At 67.2% G+C, this 21007-nt stretch carries 14 protein-coding genes; 6 read left to right on the forward strand and 8 right to left on the reverse strand.

The window, feature by feature from the left end; all coding sequences use genetic code 11:
- Positions 1 to 60 precede the first annotated feature (60 nt).
- Genes ACM2ZB_RS09215 through ACM2ZB_RS09225 form a run of 3 tightly spaced genes read left to right on the forward strand, consistent with a single transcriptional unit; the run spans position 61 to position 4911 of the window.
- On the forward strand, positions 61 to 960 hold the full coding sequence (locus tag ACM2ZB_RS09215) for an ABC transporter ATP-binding protein (RefSeq protein ID WP_416058266.1): 900 nt from the start codon (positions 61 to 63) through the stop codon (positions 958 to 960).
- Between the two features lie 12 nt (positions 961 to 972).
- Entirely contained in the window at positions 973 to 4551 is a 3579-nt protein-coding gene (locus ACM2ZB_RS09220) for a M1 family aminopeptidase (protein ID WP_416058267.1), read from the forward strand.
- Positions 4552 to 4611: 60 nt separating this feature from the next.
- Positions 4612 to 4911: a hypothetical protein gene (locus tag ACM2ZB_RS09225; protein WP_416058268.1), complete on the forward strand. Its 300-nt coding sequence runs from the start codon at positions 4612 to 4614 to the stop codon at positions 4909 to 4911.
- Between the two features lie 186 nt (positions 4912 to 5097).
- Here ACM2ZB_RS09225 and ACM2ZB_RS09230 read toward each other — a convergent pair whose 3' ends face one another.
- The 5 genes from ACM2ZB_RS09230 to ACM2ZB_RS09250 form a co-directional block, all read right to left on the reverse strand.
- Positions 5098 to 5409, reverse strand: coding sequence for a hypothetical protein (locus tag ACM2ZB_RS09230; RefSeq protein ID WP_416058269.1), 312 nt, complete (start codon positions 5407 to 5409; stop codon positions 5098 to 5100).
- Positions 5410 to 5529: 120 nt separating this feature from the next.
- Positions 5530 to 5916: an SseB family protein gene (locus ACM2ZB_RS09235; RefSeq protein WP_416058270.1), complete on the reverse strand. Its 387-nt coding sequence runs from the start codon at positions 5914 to 5916 to the stop codon at positions 5530 to 5532.
- Between the two features lie 128 nt (positions 5917 to 6044).
- Positions 6045 to 7760 carry an alpha-amylase family glycosyl hydrolase gene (locus ACM2ZB_RS09240; RefSeq protein WP_416058271.1) on the reverse strand — a complete coding sequence of 572 codons (1716 nt, stop codon included), beginning with the start codon at positions 7758 to 7760 and terminating at the stop codon, positions 6045 to 6047.
- Positions 7760 to 9247: an MFS transporter gene (locus ACM2ZB_RS09245; RefSeq protein WP_416058272.1), complete on the reverse strand. Its 1488-nt coding sequence runs from the start codon at positions 9245 to 9247 to the stop codon at positions 7760 to 7762. Before ACM2ZB_RS09245 ends, ACM2ZB_RS09240 begins: the two co-directional genes overlap by 1 nt.
- Positions 9244 to 11436, reverse strand: coding sequence for a Six-hairpin glycosidase-like protein (locus ACM2ZB_RS09250; RefSeq protein WP_416058273.1), 2193 nt, complete (start codon positions 11434 to 11436; stop codon positions 9244 to 9246). The genes ACM2ZB_RS09245 and ACM2ZB_RS09250 overlap by 4 nt, the downstream gene beginning before the upstream one ends.
- Before the next feature lie 242 nt (positions 11437 to 11678).
- Here ACM2ZB_RS09250 and ACM2ZB_RS09255 point away from each other — a divergent pair, with 242 nt between their 5' ends.
- Both ACM2ZB_RS09255 and ACM2ZB_RS09260 read left to right on the forward strand, forming a co-directional pair.
- Positions 11679 to 13724: a glycoside hydrolase family 97 protein gene (locus tag ACM2ZB_RS09255; protein ID WP_416058274.1), complete on the forward strand. Its 2046-nt coding sequence runs from the start codon at positions 11679 to 11681 to the stop codon at positions 13722 to 13724.
- A 270-nt stretch (positions 13725 to 13994) separates the two neighbouring features.
- Positions 13995 to 16766 carry a TonB-dependent receptor gene (locus tag ACM2ZB_RS09260; RefSeq protein WP_416058275.1) on the forward strand — a complete coding sequence of 924 codons (2772 nt, stop codon included), beginning with the start codon at positions 13995 to 13997 and terminating at the stop codon, positions 16764 to 16766.
- On the opposite strand, the gene ACM2ZB_RS09265 is transcribed toward ACM2ZB_RS09260, so the two are convergent.
- Together ACM2ZB_RS09265 and ACM2ZB_RS09270 are read right to left on the reverse strand one after the other, a co-directional pair.
- Entirely contained in the window at positions 16754 to 17185 is a 432-nt protein-coding gene (locus tag ACM2ZB_RS09265) for a hypothetical protein (RefSeq protein WP_416058276.1), read from the reverse strand. The two genes, ACM2ZB_RS09260 and ACM2ZB_RS09265, sit on opposite strands and share 13 nt — an antisense overlap.
- A 90-nt stretch (positions 17186 to 17275) precedes the next feature.
- The gene (locus ACM2ZB_RS09270) at positions 17276 to 18889 is read right to left on the reverse strand and encodes an alpha-glucosidase family protein (RefSeq protein ID WP_416058277.1); all 1614 of its coding nucleotides are present in this window, start codon (positions 18887 to 18889) and stop codon (positions 17276 to 17278) included.
- A 215-nt stretch (positions 18890 to 19104) separates the two neighbouring features.
- Between ACM2ZB_RS09270 and ACM2ZB_RS09275 the strand changes: the two genes are divergently transcribed.
- Positions 19105 to 20103 carry a polyprenyl synthetase family protein gene (locus ACM2ZB_RS09275; RefSeq protein WP_416058278.1) on the forward strand — a complete coding sequence of 333 codons (999 nt, stop codon included), beginning with the start codon at positions 19105 to 19107 and terminating at the stop codon, positions 20101 to 20103.
- Between the two features lie 59 nt (positions 20104 to 20162).
- Here ACM2ZB_RS09275 and ACM2ZB_RS09280 read toward each other — a convergent pair whose 3' ends face one another.
- A complete protein-coding gene (locus tag ACM2ZB_RS09280; RefSeq protein WP_416058279.1) occupies positions 20163 to 20948 on the reverse strand; it encodes a dienelactone hydrolase family protein in 786 nt (261 codons plus the stop codon).
- Between the last annotated feature and the right edge of the window lie 59 nt (positions 20949 to 21007).

The following is a 21007-nucleotide window of genomic DNA, read 5'->3' on the forward strand; positions in this document are numbered from 1 at the left end:
GACCGCCGCCGTATTCAGCGCGATAAACGGCGCTTCACACAGGGAAGAGGTGTACGCCGCATGCTGCAGATCGATTCGCTGTCCAAGACCTACGCCAACGGCGTGCACGCGTTGAACGGGGTCACCCTGGACATCCCACGCGGCATGTTCGGCCTGCTCGGCCCCAACGGCGCCGGCAAATCCTCGCTGATGCGCACCCTCGCCACGCTGCAGGAAGCGGATAGCGGCAGCGCGGTGCTGACCATTCCCGGCGAGGCCCCGATCGACGTGCTGCGCGACAAGGATGCAGTGCGCCGCCGCCTGGGCTACCTGCCGCAGGATTTCGGCGTCTACCCCAAGGTCAGCGCGCTCGACCTGCTGGAACACTTCGCCGTGCTCAAGGGCCTCACCCAGCGCGCGCAGCGCCGTGAAGTGGTCGATGGCCTGCTGCAGCAGGTGAACCTGTGGGACGCCCGCAAGCGCAAGCTGGGCACCTATTCCGGCGGCATGCGCCAACGCTTCGGCATCGCCCAGGCCCTGCTGGGCGATCCGCGCCTGGTCATCGTCGACGAGCCCACCGCCGGCCTTGACCCGGAAGAGCGCAACCGCTTCCTCAACCTGCTGGCCGCCATAGGTGAGAACGTGGCGGTGATCCTGTCCACCCACATCGTGGAGGACGTGACCGACCTGTGCCCGACCATGGCCATCATGAACAAGGGCCAGGTGCTGCTGACCGGACGCCCCACTGATGCCATCGACGCCCTGCAGCAGCAGGTCTGGCGCAAGCAGGTCGATCCGTCCGAGCTGGCCGACCATGAGGCACGCTACGTCGTGCTTTCCTCGCGCCTGGTGGGGGGCCGGCCGGTCATCCATGTGCACAGCGCCAGCGACCCGGGTGATGGCTTCGCCGCGGTCGCCCCCGACCTTGAGGATGTCTACTTCCAGCGCCTGCGCCTGCAGGCGCGTGCCCGCGCGGCCTGAGCGGAGCACATCATGATCCTGACGTTCTTCCGCTTCGAGCTGCGCGAGCAGCTCCGCTCCCCGCTGCTGTGGCTGCTGGCCTTCCTGTTCGCCGCCCTGGCCTTCGCCGCCGCCTCATCCGAAGCCGTGCAGATCGGTGGCGGTGCCGGCAACGTGCACAGCAATGCACCGATCGTCGTCGCGCGCTTCATGGGCATCTTCACCATGATGGGCATGCTGGTGTCCACGCTGTTCGTCAGCAATGCCCTGCTGCGTGACTTCGAACTGGGCACCGCCGAACTGATCTTCGCCAGCCCGATCAAGCGCCGCGACTATCTTGCCGGGCGGCTGCTGGCCGCGATCTGCGCCAGTCTGGTGGTCTATCTCATCATCGCGCTGGGCATCTTCCTGGGGCCGTTGATGCCATGGGTGGACAAGGCTCGGGTCGGGCCGGTCTCGCTGGCCGCCTACGCCTGGACCTTCACCTGGATCGTACTGCCCAACGTGCTGTTCACCACCGCCCTGCTCTCGCTGCTGGCGGCGGTGACCCGCTCCATCCTGTGGGTCTACATCGGCCTGGTGGGCTACTTCGTGCTGTACGGGGTAAGCGCCTCGCTGCTGAGCGACATCGACAACGTGTGGATCGCCACGCTGACCGAACCGCTGGGCATGCGTGCGCTGGGCCGTGCCGTGCGCTACTGGGCCGCGGAGCAGAGCAACACCCAGCTGCCGGCGGTGGCCGGCTACCTGGTGGCCAACCGTGCCCTGTGGCTGGGCGTGGCCGCGGCACTGTTTGCCGCCACCTTTACCCTGTTCCGTACCGAACGCACCGGCAGCGGGCGCCGCCGCTGGGGCCGCCGCAAGATCGTGGCCAACGCCGATGCCGCGCGGCCGGCACAGATCGTGGCGCCGCGTGTGCGCCCGGTGTTTGGTGCCGCTACCGGCTGGCATCAGTTCCTGCGCCAGGTGCGCTTCGATACCGTGGGCGTGCTGCGCAGCGTGCCGTTCATCGTGCTGCTGGTGCTGGGCCTGGCCAACTTCATTCCCGGCGCGCTGCACCAGAACGTGATGTACGGCACCCCCATCTGGCCGGTGACCAGTGAAATGCTGGCGTCGCTGCAGGGCGCCTACAGCTGGCTGCTGGTGATCATCGTGTTGTTCTATTCCGGCGAGCTGATCTGGAAGGATCGCTCGGTGCGCCTGAATGAAGTGAGCGACGCCATGCCCGTGCCCAACTGGGTGCCGCTGCTGGCCCGCTTCACCACGCTGGTGGTGATCGTCGCGTGCTTCCAGGCCATCGGCGCAGCGGTGTCGATGGTGCTGCAGCTGGCCCAGGGCTACACCCACCTGGAGCCGCTGCTGTACCTGAAGGCGCTGGCGCTGGGATCGGTGTTCTACGTGCTGATGGGCGGCATGGCGCTGGTCCTGCAGGTGCTGACCAACAACAAGTTCTTCGGCTACGCGCTGCTGATCCTGGTGATGATCGCGCAGGTCGCGTTGGGCCTGCTGGACTTCACCCAGAACATCTACAACTTCGGCAACTGGCCCAACGCGCCGTACTCGGACATGAACGGCTACGGCCACTTCCTGCCCGGGCAGCTGGTGTTCCAGGGCTACTGGTCGCTGCTGCTGATCGCCCTGTTGTTCCTGGCGTCCGCATTCTGGGTGCGCGGCGTGGGCAGCAGCGTGCGTGAGCGTCTGAAACTGGCAGCGCGCCGCCTGCGCGGCCCGACCGGCGCCGGCCTCGCCATCTCCCTTCTCGGCTTTGTCGCGCTGGGCGGCTGGCTGTACTGGAGCACCAACATCCGCAACGAGTTCCAGTCACCGGACCAGCAGCGCGACCTGCAGGTGCGTTACGAGCGCGAACTGTCCAGGTACCGGAACCTGCCGCAGCCACGCATCTACGCCGTCGACAACCGCGTGGACCTGCATCCGGAAACGCAGACCGTGGTGATCGATGCCCACTGGGCGCTGCGCAACACCCATGCCGCGCCGATCCGCGATATCCACGTGGCGATGGGGGATGACCGCAGGCTGGTCAAGGTTGACCTGGGCGGGCAGACCCTCAGCTTCCACGATGCCGACCTGGGCTACCGCATTTACCGGCTGGCCAGACCGATGCAACCGGGTGAACAGCGCCAGGTGTACTTCCGCGTGGAGCAGCGGCCCAAGGGCATTACCGCCGGCCAGGCACCCAGCAACATCGTGGACAACGGCACGTTCTTCAACAGCAACCTGCTGCCGTCCTTCGGCTACGATGCCGGCAACGAGCTGCAGGACCGCAACGAACGGCGCAAGCGTGGCCTGGGCGAACCGACGCGCATGCCGAAACTGGAAGACGAAGCGGCGCGGGCCAACACCTACATCTCCGACGATGCCGACTGGCTGGACTTCCGCACCACCGTCTGCACTGCACCGGACCAGGTAGCCCTGGCCCCCGGCTACCTGCAGCACGAGGCCACCGTGAACGGCCGCCGCTGCTTCAACTATGCGATGGACCGGCCCATGCTGAACTTCTACGCCTACCTGTCGGCACGCTGGCAGGTGAAGAAGGGCATGTACAAGGACATCCCGATCGAGGTGTATTTCGATCCGGCCCATCCCTACAACGTGGACCGCATGATCGAGGCGGTGCAGAAGTCGCTGGCCTACTACGAGGCCAACTTCACCCCGTACCAGCACCGCCAGGTGCGCATCATCGAATTCCCGGGCTACCAGAGCTTCGCCCAGTCCTTCGCCAACACCATCCCCTACTCCGAATCGATCGGCTTCATTGCCGACCTGCGCGACCCGGACAAGGTGGATTACGTGTTCTACGTGACCGCACATGAGATTGCCCATCAGTGGTGGGCGCACCAGGTGATCGGCGCCAACGTGCAGGGCGCCACGGTGCTGTCCGAATCGCTGTCGCAGTACTCGGCGCTGATGGTGATGGAGAAGGAATACGGCCGCGCGCACATGCGCCAGTTCCTGAAGACCGAACTGGACCGCTACCTGGCCGGCCGTGGTGGCGAGCGCATTGGCGAACTGCCGTTGGAGCGGGTGGAGAACCAGCAGTACATCCACTACAACAAGGGTTCGCTGGTGTTCTACCGCCTGCGCGAAGAGATGGGCGAGCAGGCCGTGAACCGGGCCCTCAAACGCTTCCTGCAGGACAAGGGCTACCAGCAGCCGCCCTACACCACTTCGCGGGAACTGGTGGACTACCTGCGCGCCGAAGCCCCGGCCGACCGCCAGCAGGTGCTGACCGACCTGTTCGAGAAGATCACCCTGCACGACAACCGCCTGGTGGAAGCGCGCGCGAAGAAGCGTGCCGATGGACGCTACGACGTAACCCTGAAGCTGCACGCTGGCAAGGTGCATGCCGACGACCAGGGCAAGGAAACGCCCGCCACGCTGGACGACTGGATCGAAATCGGCGTGTTCGCCAACGGCCCCTCGGGCAAGGAACGTGACCAGAAGGTGCTGTACCTGCAGCGCCACCACGTGACCACGGCCGAGCCGACCATCACGGTGACAGTGGACAGCAAGCCGGACGAAGCCGGGTTCGATCCGTACAACAAGCTGATCGACCGGGTGAGCGATGACAACCGCCGCAAGGTGACGATGTGACGCCTGCGGGGGGCCGGTTTCGGCCGGCACCCCTGTTTACGAAGTGCAGGGAGATGCAACGTGGTTGTGATGATCTATGGCTTCACCGGCCGCTACGCCGGCCCCTCCGGATACGAATGGAACGCACCCGAAATCGGAGCGCACCACAGGGCCATGCTGTTCCTGCGGCAGGACGAAGCGCGCGATGCCTTCGACCTGGCCCAGGCCGAGTGCGCACGGTTCGGTTTCGATGAGATCCGCGACCTGCGCTGTGGCCGCCTCCAGGTGGAAGCACTCAGCACCGATGCCTACCGCGGCTTTGCCGGCTTCTACGAAGAAGCGCTGGCCGAGGGCTCGGCCCTGCTCTACTACCCGAACTGATTCCCGACACCGCGCACCGCCCCTCTGTAGTCCCGAGCCATGCTCGGCACACTGCATCCGAAGGCGCGAGCCGCTGGCGCAACGCGCTTGACGGGGCCGCCCAACTGACACGCGGCCTGCCGGCACATGACCCGCCCCGCCAGTAGTGCCAGGCCATGCCTGGCAGCACGGCCCCTGCCGGAGGCGTCACCCGCGTGGCGGCGCCCCGGTTTTAGCGCCCAGCAACGCCAGCAGCACATACACCACGATGGAAGCGACCGTACCCAGCAGCGCTGGCCCACCGAAGGCCCAGGCCGGTCGGCCCTGCTGCCGGGCCCACTGCCCCAGGTGCCAGGCCGCGCCCAGGTTGATCAGCCAGGCCAGGACAAACACCGGCCACTGCACCATGCCCACGGCACGCAGCACCGGCATGGCCAGCAGCGCGGCCACGATGGCGGCGATCAGGAAGATCAGGGCGGAGCGCGCATGGCGCGGTGCAGGTGTTTTTTCCAGCTCCATGGTCACTCCCTGTTGGCCTGGCATCGCCGTTCTGTAGAGTCGAGCCCTGCTCGACTGCCGTTCGCATGATGCCAGATGAGTCGAGCATGGCTCGACTCTACAGGGGGCAGCAGCGGCGGCTCAGCCCTGGGCGAAGTCCTTCAGGATCTCGCCCACACCGCTGGCGGAAATCTCGAAGCCCAGCGTGGTGCCGGGGTTGACCACCACACCGTAGCCACCGGGCACGCGGTGCAGCACGTCCAGCATCCGCCAGCGGATCTGGTGCGGGGCCTGCTGGCTGTGGATGCCGACCCGTGCCGGATCGGTGAACACCGCCACGTGCAGGGTGCCCTGCTTGTCGAACAGCAGCGGGTCGAAGCCGCTGCCGTCGGGGGTGACCAGGCTGCCGGTCAGCAACACCACTTCAGAGGCCACGAAGGCCTCCATGAAGGCGCGGATCGGTACGGCTCCGTCCATGGCGGCCTTCAGCAGGGTTTCGATCGGGGTCTGCGGGGCTAGGTCGGTCATGGCGGCTGCGACAGGGAGGTAGGGGGGCCTATTGTAGAGCCGAGCCCACGCTCGGCTGCCGCCATCTACGGTCCGTCGAAGCGCAGCCGAGCGTGGGCTCGGCTCTACAACCGCCCGGCCCGGGCCTCTCAGCGCCTCAGACGCTGGTCGCGCGCCTGCTGGTCGGCCATGGCCCTGTCCAGTTCGGCCTGCAGCGCCGGCTGCTTCACCGCCGCGTCCAGCACATAGACCTTCACCCCATGTGCCGGCACGTCAGCCTTCAGTTGGCGCTTGACCTTCACCGTGCCGCCGCCCAGCGCGTCACGCCAGGTGCCGGCCTGCAGGTAGCGGTCTACCTGGAAGGTGCGCACGGCATCGCCCTTGTTCAGCAGCACCAGCGCGGTCTGCGCCACGTCGCCGTGCTGCAGCACGCGGAAGAACACCGCCTCATCCCCCTGCAGGCGCTCGTTCACCTGCAGGCCACGCTGCAGGGCCGGGGTTGCCTCGCGCAGCTTGGCGATGCGCTGCAGCGGCACGAAGATCGGACTCTGCGGGGCCTCGTCCACACGCTGCTGGCCGAAGTAGGCGCGGTTGCCGGCATGCTCGGCGCGGCCACGCATGAAGCCGGTTTCCGAACCGTAGTAGACCACCGGAATGCCGCGTGCGGTGAACAGCCAGTTGTGCGCGTCGATGAAGCCGTTGTCGCTGGCCTGCAGGCGCGGCATGTCGTGGTTGTCGTAGAAGCTCATCAGCTCGTACGGATTGGCATACGGGCCACCGGTCAGGTGCAGCGGTTCGGCCAGCGTTTCAAAGCCCTTGCCGGTGGTGCCGAAGGTCTGCTCCAGCGCGCCACGCAGGGGGAAATCGAGCACGCTCACATTGGCGTTGGCCGGCCAGGTGTGTTCGGCGATGCTGGCGGCGTTGTAGTCGAAGGCCTCCCCAAACATGAACATGCCCGGATGCTCGGCACGGATGCGCGTGACGAACTCATGCCACCACGGGTGCGGCAGCCAGCCGATGGTGTCGATGCGCAGCGCATCCACGCCCTGCGCGGTCCACTGCAGGTACGCGCCGACCAGATAGTCCATCACTGCCGGGTTGTCCTGGTTGAAGTCGGACAGCTCGGCCAGGTTGCCATCGAAGATCGAGCCGTCCTTGCTGTCGACCGGGCCGATGTTGTTGTAGAACGCGTGCAGGGGGTTGTGCTTGGGGTCCAGCTTCTGCGGCGGCAGGTTCTGGTGGTCGGCGATCAGCCTGCCGTCCTTGTCGAAGATCTGGCCGAACTGCGGCTGCCGCTTGGGCATGGTCCAGGCCGGCGAACCGTGGTTGCCGACAATGTCCAGCACCACCTTCAGGCCGGCATCGTGCAGGCCCTTGTTGAGGCCGGCGAAATCCAGGTCCTTGCTGGGCAGGTGTTCGTCCAGCTTGTAGAAGTTGATGCCCCAGTAACCGTGGTACCCGGTCTTGCCGCGGTCGGTCAGCGTGCTGGTGCAGCTGATCGGCTTGCTGCCGGTGAAGGCCTCGTCGGGGTTGTCGACGATGGGGGTGATCCACACCGCGCCGAAACCGAGATCGCGGATGTACTGCGCGTTGTCCAGCACGCCGCGGAAGTCGCCCCCCAGATAGCCGATGTTGCCGTCCACCTTGTCCGGGCACGGCACCGGAATGTCGAAGGTGCGGTGCTTGCCACCCTGGTCACGGTGGTCGTTGGCGGTATCGCCATTGACGAAGCGGTCGGTCACCACGAAGTACACCGCATCGCTGGCGAACGGTTCGGTGGTGCCGACATACGCCGGGCCCGGCGCGGCCACGGCCTGGCCGGCGAACAGGGCAAGGGAAACAGCAACAGACAGCGCACCACGCATCACACCACCTCCGGACGGGACGGAACCCGCAGCACGCACAGGCCGGCCACCAGCAGGCTGCAGCCGCCAAGCACCAGCACGTGGATTGGCTGGTCACCCAGCCACGTACGCAGGGCAAAGCCCAGTGCGCTGGCCGCGACGAGCTGCGGGATCACGATGAAGAAATTGAAGATGCCCATGTACACACCCATCTTCGCCGCCGGCACGCTGTCCGACAGCAGGGCATAAGGCAGCGACAGGATCGAGGCCCAGGCAAAGCCGACGCCGACCATCGACAGCAGCAGCCAGCGCGGATCATCGATGAACATCATCGAGATCAGCCCGGCCCCGCCCAGCCATAGGTTCACCAGGTGGCTCCAGCGCAGGCCCAGCGCACGCACCATGGGCGGGATCAGCAGCGCGGCCAGCGCGGCGAAGCCGTTGTAGGCACCGAACAGCACGCCCACCCAGTTGGCGCCTTCGTTGTAGGCGGCCGACTGCGGATCGGTCGAGCCGAAGTGGGTACCGGCGACGGCAGCGGTGGTGAAGATCCACATCGCAAACAGCGCGAACCACGAGAAGAACTGCACCCAGGCCAGGCGCCGCATCGTCACCGGCATCGCCCGCAGGTCGCCGACGATGGCCGCCAGCATGTGCGGGCCGGGCAACACGCGGGCCAGTGCCAGCAGCAGGCCGTAGCCCGCGCACAGGCCGGCCAGCACGTACAGCATTTTGTCGCCCTGCCGCCAGGCGATCAGTACCGCCAGCAGCACGCCCAGGCCCAGCCACAGCGCGACCTGGCCCCACGGTGCCGGTCCGGTCACCGCAGCACCGGCGTGGTGCGCGGGGGGCTCGGCATCGTCGAAGGACGCAAGCTCGGTGGGCGAATACTCGCGCGTGCTGAACACCGTCCAGCTGATTGCCGCCAACAGCACCACCGCGCCGAAGTAGAACGCGTAGCGCACTGAATCGGGCACTTCGCCCGGTGCGGCCGTGTTGCTGACGCCGACGTGGGTGAGGATGAAGGGCAGGAAGCTGGCGACGATGGCGCCGACGCCGATGAAGAAGCTCTGCATCGCATAGCCGGTGGGCCGCTGGCGCGGCGCCAGCTGGTCGCCCACGAAGGCGCGGAACGGTTCCATCGACACGTTGATGGAAGCATCCAGCACCCACAGCGTGCCGGCGGCGATCCACAGCGTGGGCGAGTTCGGCATCACCAGCAGGGCCAGCGCGGTCAGCACCGCACCGATCATGAAGAACGGGCGGCGCCTGCCCCAGCGCGTCCAGGTACGGTCGGACAGATAGCCCACCACCGGCTGCACCAGCAGGCCGGTCAGCGGCGCGGCGATCCACAGCCCCGGTACCGCATCCTGCGATGCCCCCAGCGTTTCGAAGATGCGGCTGGCGTTGGCGTTCTGCAGGGCGAACCCGAACTGGATGCCGAGGAAACCGAAGCACATGTTCCAGATCTGCCAGAACGACAGCTGCGGCTTGGCGGGGCGGCTCATCGTGCGCCCTCGATGGCGGCGACCGGCGCCACCTTCAACGCCTGCACCTGGGCCTGGTTGAGCACGCCGTCGCGCCCGCCCTTGCCGCCGGTGTAGTGCGCGAAGTGCTGCAGCGCGCTCATGTTGAAGCCTTCTTCCAGGGTGACCGTGCAGCGGCCCTTGGGCACCGCGAAGCTGACCGCAGTCGATTCCTGCACCGCCACACTGTGCGGCAGGGTGACCGTCTGCCGCTGCGCCGGCTGGCCTGCGCACTGCAGGTTCAACTGCTTCACCGCCGCAGTCACGCCGGTGTTGATCGGCCCGTTGGGATTGTTGTACTGCAGGCGCAGGCGCACCTGGCCGGCCTTGGCCGTGGTGAAGCGCCACTGGCGGTCACCGCGCAGCACCTGCTGCGGGCCCACGCACAGCATCGGGCTGTGCAGCGATTCCAGCGCGCCTTCGCGGCGGGTCAGGCTCAGGCAGTGCTGCAGGCCATCGTCGCCCACGCGTGCCACGCCCTTGGCCGGCGACAGCGCCTTGCCGTCCTGCCACAGCACCTGGTCGGCGGCCACCGCCACGGTCCAGCCCTTGCCGCTGCGCTTGGCCTGAGGCGCGGCCGGGGTGGCCGGTGCGCGTGCATTGGCATCGGCGCTGGCCACGGCAGCACGTGACGCAGCCGCGGCCGGCACCAGCTGCACGGTGGTGGTGGTGCCGCGCGTCTTCACCTTGCCCGCCACCAGCAGCCCATCGCCCAGCTGCTTCGGCCGCTCCAGCACGTAGCGCTTTCCGTTGGCGTCCAAGGTGATGCGACGCTGCTTGCCGAACAGGTCCGGCACCAGGCTGGCCGGCAGCTTGGGCTGCACGCGGCCATCGTCCTGCACGCCGAACACGCCTTCGGTCACCATGGCCAGGTAGCCAGCCACCGACCACAGCTGGCGCTCGGAATTGACCACCGGGCCACTCAACGCGCCTTCGTCCACGTGCACGGCCTGGGTGACCAGTTCGTAGTTTTCCATGTTGGAACCGGCCAGCGCCGCGCCCTGCATCAGCGAGCGGATCTCGGCAGCGATGCGCGGGGCATCATCCAGCTTGCGTGCCGCGCGCAGCGAATAGGCGCTGACGAACGGCCAGATGGCGCGGTTGTGGTAGATGGGCTGCTGCGCTTCCTGTGGCCACACCACCGGGCTGCCGGCCGGCCCGACCGGGTAGGCGGCCAGCGCACGCTGCGCGCGCTCGGCCGGCAGCACGTCGGCGAGGATGCCCAATGACAGGCCCAGCAGATCCACCTTGGCGTAGGGCACCGGGTGCGCCGCTTCGCCGATGTAGCTCATGTACTGGCCCATGTCCTGGCGCCAGAAACGTGCATCGATCTGCATCGCCAGCGCATCGGCCCAGGCCTTGTACTGCTCGGCGCGCTCATCGCCCAGCTGCGCGGCCATCTGCTGGCCCAGGCGCAGGGCCTGGTAATGCAGCACGTTGGTGGACAGCGCGTAGGAATCGCCGATGAAGCGCACGTTCTCGCGGGTCCAGTCCGGGTAGGTCTGCTCACGCCAGTCCAGGAACGAGGTCTCGCCACGGTACAGGCCCATCTGCGCGTCGAACACCATCGCACGGTCCTGCGCCAGCGTGCCCTGCAGCGCCTGCCAGACCTGGTCGGCGAAGGCCGCATCATCCAGCAGATGGCGCGCGGCCAGGAACCACACCACGCGGTCGCTGCTGATCGGCCAGCTGCCGCCGGAGCCGGTGTCCTGGGCCACGAACAGGCCGGGGGTATGGCCGTCGCGCGCGGCCGACAGCTTGAACTGCAGCGACTGCCGGGTGCGCTGCGGGTCCAGCTTCGCCAGTGCCAGATCGGCCGCGAAGCTGACATCGCGGGTCCACACATAGGGCCAGCGCGCGCCGGTCTGGAAGCACTCGCACGGCACCGGGCGGCCTTCATCGAAGGACGGATCGCGGATCGCATCCACGCGGTCCTGGTCCATTTCCTGCTGCGCCAGCGCGAACAGCGCGTCGAACATGACGCTGCCGGTCTGGCTGCGCATGGGCGCGGCGGCGATCTGCACCGCTCCCTTGGGCGCATGCAGCACGTAGCTGCCCTTGGCAGCGGCTTCGGCGCGCGCATGGCGGCCGTTGAATTCCAGGTCGGCCGCGTGCGCGGTCGTTCCCAGCGCTGCCCCCAGGGCAGCCGTCAGGCAAATGATCTTCAGCATCGAAGCGGCAGACCGGCTTGCGCCGGTCGACCTCCCTCCCTCTCTGCACCGTTGTAGGTCCGCGCCACCATTGCCGGTGCGCGGGCGCGGCCCCTCCCTCAAGGTGCCTTGGCCCCATGGTAGTCGCGGGGCTGCGGCCTGCGTCCAGCTGCATACGTATTCATGGCCGGCAGCGGTAGCGGCGCTGCCGTGCTGGCTTATGGTCCGGGTCTGCCAACGGCACCTTGGGAGGGGAAACGCCGATGTCACCCACTGCTGTACGCGCGGTGTTCGCGCATGTGCTGGGCCTGGCCCTGCTGGGCCTGGCGGCCCTGGCGCAGGCCGCGCCCCAGGTCACCAGCGTTGAATCACCGGGCAAGGTGCTCAAGGTCAGCCTGGTGCTGGACGGGGGCAGCGCGCGCTACCGCGTCGAGCGCTTCGGCGAAACCGTCGTGGCCGATTCGAAGCTGGGCTTCGAACTGCGCGATGGTCGCCTGGACCGCGATTTCGCCCTGCTCGGCCAGCAGCAGCGCAGCGTCGATGACACCTGGGAACAGCCCTGGGGCGAGCGCCGGGTCACCCGCAACCACTTCAACGAGCTGACCGTACAGCTGGCCGAAACGACCGGCAGCAAGCGGCGGCTGGACGTGGTGTTCCGTGTGTACGACGACGGCCTGGGCTTCCGTTATGTGTTCCCCGAGCAGCCCAACCTGCGCGAGGCGATCATCGATGACGAACTGACCGAGTTCGCCATCGCGCCTGACTCCACCGCCTGGTGGATCCCCGCCGGCGAGCCGATCCACTACGAATACCTGTACCAGCGCACGCCGCTGCGCGAAGTGCCGCTGGTGCACACGCCGATGACCCTGCGCAGCCACGATGGCCTGCACGTGGCCATCCACGAGGCCGCACTGGTGGACTATGCCGGCATGTGGCTGCGCCGCACCGATGGCCAGCGCCTGCGCGCGCAGCTTTCACCCTCGGCCGAAGGCTGGAAGGTGCGCCGTGCCCTGCCCTTCGCCACGCCGTGGCGCACGCTGCAGATTGCCGACCGCGCCGGCGGCCTGGTCGAGTCGGACCTGATCCTCAACCTCAACGAACCCAATGCGCTGGGCGACGTGAGCTGGGTGAAGCCGGCCAAGTACCTGGGCGTCTGGTGGTCGATGCACCTGGACAACGAAAGCTGGGCGACCGGCCCGAAGCATGCCGCCACCACCGCCAAGACGAAGAAGGTGATCGACTTCGCCGCCGCGCACGGCTTCCGCGGCGTGCTGGTGGAAGGCTGGAACCCCGGTTGGGATGGCATGTGGGTCGGCAACGGCTACGACTTCAATTTCACCCGCGCCACGCCCGATTTCGATATCGAGGCACTGTCCGCCTATGGCCTGAACAAGGGCGTGCACCTGATCGGCCACCACGAGACCGGCTGTGCCATCGAGCATTACGAAGACCAGCTCGGTGCTGCGCTGGACCTGTATGCACGGCTGGGCGTGGACCAGTTCAAGACCGGCTACGTCTGCGATGACGGCCAGGTCGACCGCCGCAACCCGGCCGGCGGCCCGCTGTGGCGCGAGTGGCACGACGGCCAGTTCATGGCCCGCCACCACCTGAAGGTAGTGCAGGAAGCGGCGAGCCGGCACCTGTCGGTAAACCCGCACGAGCCGATCAAGGACACCGGACTGCGCCGCACCTACCCGAACTGGATCTCGCGCGAAGGCGCGCGCGGCATGGAATACAACGCCTGGGGCCAGCCACCGAACCCGCCCGAGCACGAGGTCAACCTGGTGTTCACCCGCATGCTGGCCGGCCCGTTCGATTACACCCCCGGCATCCTCAGCCTGAAGGGCCGCCACGGCCAGGCCATTCCCAGCACGCTGGCCCGCCAGCTGGCGCTGTACGTGGTGCTGTACAGCCCGATCCAGATGGCCGCCGACCTGCCCGAGCATTACCTGCAGCACCGCGAAGCGTTCCGCTTCATCGAGGATGTGGCGGTGGACTGGGAACAGAGCCGCGTGCTCGATGGCGAAGTGGGCGACTACGTGACCATTGTCCGCCGCGACCGCAACAGCCGCGACTGGTTCCTGGGCAGCATCACCGATGAACACGGCCGCGTGCTGCCGGTGTCGCTGGGCTTCCTGGAGCCGGGCGTGCGGTACCGCGCCGAGATCTACCGCGACGGCGACGGTGCGGATTTCCGCAGCAACCCGTTCGCGTTCAAGCGCGAAACCCGCGAGGTGACCAGCGCCGACGCACTGGCCCTGGTGCTGGCACCGGGCGGTGGCCAGGCTATCCGGTTCACCCCGCTCTGAATCGCGGGCCGATGGAAACGCAGCCGAGCATGGGCTCGGCTCTACACGGTAGCGCCCGAGCCCACGCTCGGGCGGCGGCGCCCAGCGCCGGGATACGGGCACTGGAATCGATTACAACGCTGTGAAAGCCATTGAATACGTATGCAGGGTGATTCCCGCGGAGAAGCCGCTGCCTACCATAGCGGCGACGACAGCGGCCACCGCGTCGCACGTTTCCGGCACCGCCGGGACGACCACAAGATGCTCTACAACATTGCCTGGGAGGGGAAAATGTTGAACCACACGCGCACCGCGCTGAGTCTGGCGCTGGCCGTTGCACTGGTGCCGTCGCTGGCATCGGCACAGTCCACGCAGACCACCGAGCAGTCCACCAAAGCTGCCACCACCGGCGAGTCCGCCACCAACCTGGACACCGTGCAGGTCACCGGCATCCGCCGCGGCATCGAGAATGCGATCGCGATCAAGCAGGACGCCACTTCGGTGGTGGAAGCGATCTCCGCTGAAGACATCGGCAAGCTGCCGGACGTGAGCATCGCCGAATCGCTGGGCCGCCTGCCCGGTCTGGCCGCACAGCGCGTGGCCGGCCGTGCGCAGGTGATCAGCGTGCGCGGCCTGTCGCCCGACTTCGCCACCACCCTGCTCAACGGGCGTGAAGTGGTCAGCACCGGCGACAACCGCAGCGTGGAATTCGACCAGTACCCTTCGGAACTGGTCAACGGCGTGACCGTCTACAAGACCCCCGATGCGGCACTGGTCGGCCAGGGCCTGTCGGGCACCATCGACATGCAGACCGTGCGCCCGCTCAGCTTCCCCGATCGCGTGATCGCGGTCAGCGGCCGCCTGCAGAAGAGTTCGCTGGGCAAGGCTGCCAACGTCGATGAATTCGGCAACCGCTTCAGCGCCAGCTACATCGACCAGTTCTTCGACAAGACCCTGGGCATCTCGATCGGCTACGCGCACAGTGACAACCCGATCCAGGAAAACCAGGTGGGCCTGTACGAGCCGTGGACCGCCGAACAGACCACCAACGGCAACCGCCCCGGCGTGGCCCCGGGCACGTTCTTCTCCGATGGCATCAAGGCCCTGCGCCGCACCGGCAACAACAAGCGCGACGGTGTGATGGCCACCATCCAGTTCCGGCCGAACAATGCCTGGACCAGCACCTTCGATGCGTTCCACACCGAAGCCGAGCAGATCGACACCGCCAACCAGTTCGAGCTCAACCTCAGCAACTTCAACGGCGGCTATACCCCGGGCCTGCTGATCAGCAACCCGCAGGTCAACGCCGATGGCACCTTCACCGGTGGCACCGCCAGCGGCGTGTACCCGCTGGTGCGCGGCATGTACAACAAGCGCAAGGACAAGATCGACGCGTTCGGCTGGAACAACGAGTTCACCTTCGGCAGCGTCAAGCTGGTGGCCGACCTGAACTACTCCAAGGCCACGCGCGATGAGCTGAACCTGGAAAACAACCTGCAGCTGACCCCGATGCCGCAGCTGGATACGGTCGGCCTGGTGGTGAACCCGAATGGCTTCTCGCAGATCACGCCGGGCCTGGATTACTCCAACCCCAATGCGCTGTTCCTGACCAACACCATCTACGGTTCCGGCTACGGCAAGGTGCCGCAGGTGGAAGACCGCCTGAAGGGCGCCAAGCTGGCCGCGACCATCGCCCTGCCCGACGCCCTCGCGTCGTGGGCACCGGACGTGGATATCGGCGTGAACTACGCCGACCGCCGCAAGACCAAGACCCAGTCCGAAGGCAACATCCTGCTGGGTGCACAGGGCGATGCCAACATCGCGTCGGACCTGCAGTATTCGCCGGTGAACCTGGGCTTTGCCGGCATCGGCCGCATCCCTGCGTGGAACGTGCCGGCGGCCGTGGCCCGCTACATGTCCTTCAACCCGGTCGACAACCTGGACTACCTGATCCCGAAGTCGTGGGTGGTGGAAGAGAAGATCACCACGGCCTGGGCACGCCTGAACATCAACACCGACATCGGCGTGGTGGGCGTGCGCGGCAACATCGGCGTGCAGATGCAGCACACCGACCAGAGTTCGGATTCGCGCTACTGGGACAGCTCGCAGCCGGCCGGCAGCAACATCCAGCCCTATTCCAACGGCAAGACCTACAACGACTGGCTGCCGAGCCTGAACCTGGTCTTCATGTTCCCGCACCAGCAGACCCTGCGCTTCGCCGCGGCCAAGCAGGTCGCGCGCCCGCGCGTGGACCAGATGCGGGCCGGCCTGGAATTCGGCGTGGACACCGCCACCGGCAAGCCCGGCGGCAGCGGCGGCAACCCGCTGCTGGATCCGTGGCGCGCCACCGCGCTGGACCTGTCCTACGAGAAGTACTTCGGTGAAAAGGCCTACGTGGCCGCCGCCATCTTCTACAAGGATCTGAAGAGCTACGTCTACACCCAGTCGGTGGACGACTACGACTTCACCGACCTGCTGGGCAGCTACGTGCCGCCGCCGGGCATGACCGCGCCGGTGCTGACCACCGGTACGTTCTCCTCGCCGGAAAACGGCAAGGGCGGCACGCTGAAGGGCCTGGAAGTGACCGCCTCGTTCCCGCTGGACATGCTGACCGAGAGCCTGCGTGGTTTCGGCGTGCAGGCCAGCGCCACCTTCAACAAGAGCGACATCAAGATCCTCGACCCGGAAAGCGCCTCCAGCGTGGGTTCGGATCCGATCAGCCTGCCGGGCCTGTCCGACCGCGTGTACAACTTCACCGCCTACTTCGAGCGCAACGGTTTCGAAGCACGCGTGAGCCAGCGCCGTCGTTCGGACTTCATCGGTGAGATCGGCAACTTCAACGGCAACCGCACGCTGCGCTACGTGGTGGGCGAGAACGTGACCGATGCGCAGATCAGCTACACCTTCAGCGACAGCAGCGCCCTGCGTGGCCTGACCCTGCTGCTGCAGGGCAGCAACCTGACCAACGAGCCGTACCGCACCTATGCCGGCACCAAGGATCGCCCGCTGGAATACATCGAGTGGGGCCGCACCTACGTGCTGGGCGTGAACTACAAGTTCTGACCACGGCCCGTCAACCCGACACGGGGAGCTGGACCGGAAACCCGCTGCGCAGGCAGCGGGTTTTCTTTTGCGCGACCCAGCGCGACCGACCCAACCCGGTAGATCCACGCCATGCGTGGATGCCTGCCCAGCACGACCGACCCAGCCCGGTAGATCCACGCCATGCGTGGATGCCCGCCCAGCGCCACCGACCCAACCCGGTAGATCCACGCCATGCGTGGATGCCCGCCCAGCACGACCGACCCAACCCGGTAGATCCACGCCATGCGTGGATGCCCGCCCAGCGCGACCGACCCAACCCGGTAGATCCACGCCATGCGTGGATGCCCGCCCAGCACCGCCGACCCAACCCGGTAGATCCACGCCATGCGTGGATGCCCGCCCAGCACGACCGACCCAACCCGGTAGATCCACGCCATGCGTGGATGCCCGCGTGTCCCGGCCACCCACAAAAAAGGGACGGGGCGCTTCGGCCCCGTCCCCGCAAGTACCGCCACCGGAGAAATCGGTCAGCTGCGTCGTGCGCAATACACCGCGCGCGGCGGCAGCCGCAGTTCATTGCCCTCCACCGTGCCCGCATCCGGGCCCGGTACGGCCACCTGCTGCCAGGTGCCGGCCGGCAGCGGATGGCTCACCGCCTCGGCCGACAGGTTGAAGGCCAGCAGCAGAGTTTCATCTGCAAGCATACGCTCGAACAGCAGCACCGGCTCGCTGCTGTCCAGGAAGCGGATGTCGCCGTGCAGCAGGGCCGGTTGGGTCCGGCGCCAGGCCAGGAAGCGGCGGAAGGCCTGCAGCACCGAATCCGGGTCTGCTTCCTGCACCGCCACGGCCGCCGCGCGGTGCTCGGCCGGGATCGGCAGCCACGGCGTGGCCGTGCTGAAACCGGCAAGTGGCGCATCGGTCCAGGGCATCGGCGTACGGCAGCCATCGCGGCCCTTGAAGTTGGGCCAGAAGGTGATGCCGTACGGGTCCTGCAGCGCCTCGAAGGGTACATCGGCCTCGGCCAGGCCCAGTTCCTCGCCCTGGTACAGGCAGACCGAACCGCGCAGCGAGCACAGCATCGCCACCAGCATGCGGGCCAGGCGGGGATCGGACGGGTGGCCGCCCCAGCGGCTCACCGCCCGCTCCACGTCGTGGTTGGACACCGCCCAGCACGGCCAGCCCTGGGTCATGGCCACTTCCAGGCGCGAGACCGTATCGCGGATGTAGGCCGCGCTGTAGTCATCCACCAGCAGCTCGAAGCTGTAGCCCATGTGCAGGCGGCCGTCCTGGGTGTATTCGGCGGTGGTGGCCAGCGAATCCTCCGAAGAGATCTCGCCCAGGCTCACCGCGCCCGGGTACTGGTCCAGCAGCGCGCGCAGCTGCTCCAGGAAAGGCAGGTTTTCCGGCTGGGTGTTGTTGTAGTAGTGGTACTGGTAGGCGTAGGGGTTGTCCGGGCTGAAGCCGCGGCCCACGCGCTTGTCCGCCGGCTTGGGCGGGTTGTCGCGCAGCTGCGCGTCGTGGAAGCAGAAGTTGATCGCATCCAGGCGGAAGCCATCCACGCCCCGGTCCAGCCAGAACCGCACGTTGTCCAGGGTGGCCTGCTGCACGTCCGGGTTGTGGAAATTCAGGTCCGGCTGGTCGACCAGGAAGTTGTGCAGGTAGTACTGCTCGCGCCGCGGCTCCCACTGCCAGGCGCCGCCGCCGAACAGCGACAGCCAGTTGTTGGGCGGGGTGCCGTCCTCGCGCGGGTCGGCCCAGACATACCAGTCCGCCTTGGGATTGGTGCGGTCCTGCCGGCTCTCGCGGAACCAGGCATGTTCCAGCGAGGTATGGCTGAGCACCTGGTCGATCATCACCTTCAGGCCCAGGCCGTGGGCCTTGGCCAGCAGGCGATCGAAGTCGTCCAGGCTGCCGAACAGCGGGTCGACATCGCGGTAATCGGCAATGTCATAGCCGAAATCGGCCATGGGCGACCTGAAGAACGGCGAGATCCAGATCGCGTCGGCGCCCAGCGCGGCGATATGGTCCAGGCGCTGGATGATGCCCGGCAGGTCGCCTACCCCGTCGCCGCTGGCGTCGAGGAAACTGCGCGGGTAGATCTGGTAGATGACGGCTCCGCGCCACCATGGATTGTGCGACATCGACAGCCCCCCTCCGGGCATGCGGGACCCACCGGAAGCGGGCCGAAAACCAACTCCGGCAAGCTTAGCGGTGGCTTCCCGGGCATGGCGCTGGCTGCATACGTATTCACGCCCCAGGGCCGGCCGGCGGTTGGCGGAAAGGCCGGTCGGGACGCTTTGCGCCCGAATTCACGGCCAGCGCCTATAATCGGCGGTGAGCCTGAAAGCCTGATCGCATGACCATCACTGAAGACACCCGTCCCGCCCTGGGCCTGCCCCAGATCCAGTCGCTTGCTGCGGCCGACATGGCCGCCGTCGATGCCCTGATCCGGCGACGGCTGTCCTCGGACGTCGTGCTGATCAACCAGATCGCCGACCACATCATCTCTGCCGGCGGCAAACGCCTGCGCCCGATGCTGGTCATGCTGGCCGGCCACGCGGTCGGCCAGGCCGGCCCGGAGCACCACCAGCTGGCGGCGATCATCGAATTCATCCACACCTCCACCCTGCTGCATGACGATGTGGTGGACGAGTCCAGCCTGCGGCGCGGCCGCAGCACCGCCAATGCGCTGTGGGGCAACGCGCCCAGCGTGCTGGTGGGTGACTTCCTGTACTCACGCAGCTTCCAGCTGATGGTGGAACTGGACCGCATGCCGGTCATGCAGATCCTGGCCGACACCACCAACCGCATCGCCGAAGGCGAAGTGCTGCAGCTGCTGCACGTGCACAACCCGGACACCGACGAAGCGGCCTACCTGCGCGTGATCGAGCGCAAGACCGCCGTGCTGTTCGCCGCCGGCACCCGCCTGGGCGCGCTGGCCAGCGGCGTGGACGACGCCGCCCAGCAGGCCCTGTACGACTACGGCATGCACCTGGGCTACGCCTTCCAGATTGCCGATGACGTGCTGGATTACTCGGCCAACGCCGAGGAACTGGGCAAGAACCTGGGCGATGACCTGGCCGAAGGCAAGGCGACCCTGCCGCTGATCCACGCCATGGCCCATTCCGACGATGCCACCCGCGAGCGCCTGCGCAGCATTGTGCAGGATGGCGACGCCTCGGCCATGCCGGAAGTCCTGGCCGCCATCCGCGCCACCGGCGGCCTGGACTACAGCCGCCGCCGCGCCGAGGAATATGCCGAAGCCGCCGAACGCGCCCTGGACGGTCTGGGCGACAACGATGCCGTGGCCGCCCTGCGCGGCCTGGCCCGCTACGCGGTGCAGCGCTCGCATTGACCGGTGAAGGTGTGCCGACCAAGGTCGGCACCCCTTCAACAGTCGAGCATGGCTCGACTCTACAAAAACCGTTCCTCGAAGAACTCATCCAGCGCCTTCCACGCGCGCTTGGCCGCCCGTTCGTTGTACTGGCAGCCCGGCGGGCTGTTGGCATCGCGCTCGGCGAAGCAGTGCACCGCCCCGCTGTAGTTGGTGAATTCCCAATCGACCTTGGCCGCGTTCATTTCGGTCTGGAAACCGGCGATGTCCTCGGCGGTCACACTCTTGTCGTCGGCGCCGTTGAGCACCAGCACCGACGGATGGCTGCCACCGGCCTGGGCCGGCAGCGGCGAACCCAGCCCACCATGCAGGCTGACCACGCCGGCCAGCGGCGCACCGGCACGAGCCAGTTCCAGCACCGTGGTGCCACCGAAGCAGAAGCCCACCGCGCCGATCCGGCTGGCATCCAGCGGTGCCTTGCCGACCTGCGCCTTGAGCACGTTCACCGCCTCCAGCGCACGTGCACGCAGCAGCGGCCTGTCATTGCGCAGCTTGGTCGCCACGGGGCCTGCCTCGGCATCGGTCTTCGGCCGCACGCCCTTGCCGTACACATCGGCCACCAGCACCACGTAGTCATCGCCGGCCAACTGTTTGGCCTTCTCGATGGCCGATTCGTTCACGCCCTTCCAGTTGGGCACCATCACCAGGCCCGGGCGCTTGTCATGCTCGCCATCGTCGTAGACCAGCACGCCGCTGAAGGTCGTGCCCTGGTGTTTCCACTCCACCGGCTGCGTCTTCATCGCCGCCCACGCCGGCATCGCCGCCAGCCCCAGCACCATCGCCACACCGCATCGCCAACGTTTCATGCGCCTGCTCCGCAGAAAAAGGGGACGGAGGGGATTAAGCCGTATTCGCCCCTACCGCG

It is taken from the genome of Stenotrophomonas maltophilia (assembly GCF_047782825.1).
Lineage (GTDB): Bacteria > Pseudomonadota > Gammaproteobacteria > Xanthomonadales > Xanthomonadaceae > Stenotrophomonas.

What these genes read in the sequence shown, in the direction of transcription:
- ACM2ZB_RS09215 (WP_416058266.1), top strand. Translation starts at nt 61, where the DNA reads ATGCTGCAGATCGATTCGCTGTCCAAGACCTACGCCAACGGCGTGCAC.
- ACM2ZB_RS09220 (WP_416058267.1), top strand. Translation starts at nt 973, where the DNA reads ATGATCCTGACGTTCTTCCGCTTCGAGCTGCGCGAGCAGCTCCGCTCC.
- ACM2ZB_RS09230 (WP_416058269.1), bottom strand. Translation starts at nt 5,409, where the DNA reads ATGGAGCTGGAAAAAACACCTGCACCGCGCCATGCGCGCTCCGCCCTG.
- ACM2ZB_RS09235 (WP_416058270.1), bottom strand. Translation starts at nt 5,916, where the DNA reads ATGACCGACCTAGCCCCGCAGACCCCGATCGAAACCCTGCTGAAGGCC.
- ACM2ZB_RS09240 (WP_416058271.1), bottom strand. Translation starts at nt 7,760, where the DNA reads ATGCGTGGTGCGCTGTCTGTTGCTGTTTCCCTTGCCCTGTTCGCCGGC.
- ACM2ZB_RS09245 (WP_416058272.1), bottom strand. Translation starts at nt 9,247, where the DNA reads ATGAGCCGCCCCGCCAAGCCGCAGCTGTCGTTCTGGCAGATCTGGAAC.
- ACM2ZB_RS09250 (WP_416058273.1), bottom strand. Translation starts at nt 11,436, where the DNA reads ATGCTGAAGATCATTTGCCTGACGGCTGCCCTGGGGGCAGCGCTGGGA.
- ACM2ZB_RS09255 (WP_416058274.1), top strand. Translation starts at nt 11,679, where the DNA reads ATGTCACCCACTGCTGTACGCGCGGTGTTCGCGCATGTGCTGGGCCTG.
- ACM2ZB_RS09260 (WP_416058275.1), top strand. Translation starts at nt 13,995, where the DNA reads ATGTTGAACCACACGCGCACCGCGCTGAGTCTGGCGCTGGCCGTTGCA.
- ACM2ZB_RS09265 (WP_416058276.1), bottom strand. Translation starts at nt 17,185, where the DNA reads ATGGCGTGGATCTACCGGGTTGGGTCGGTCGTGCTGGGCGGGCATCCA.
- ACM2ZB_RS09270 (WP_416058277.1), bottom strand. Translation starts at nt 18,889, where the DNA reads ATGTCGCACAATCCATGGTGGCGCGGAGCCGTCATCTACCAGATCTAC.
- ACM2ZB_RS09275 (WP_416058278.1), top strand. Translation starts at nt 19,105, where the DNA reads ATGACCATCACTGAAGACACCCGTCCCGCCCTGGGCCTGCCCCAGATC.
- ACM2ZB_RS09280 (WP_416058279.1), bottom strand. Translation starts at nt 20,948, where the DNA reads ATGAAACGTTGGCGATGCGGTGTGGCGATGGTGCTGGGGCTGGCGGCG.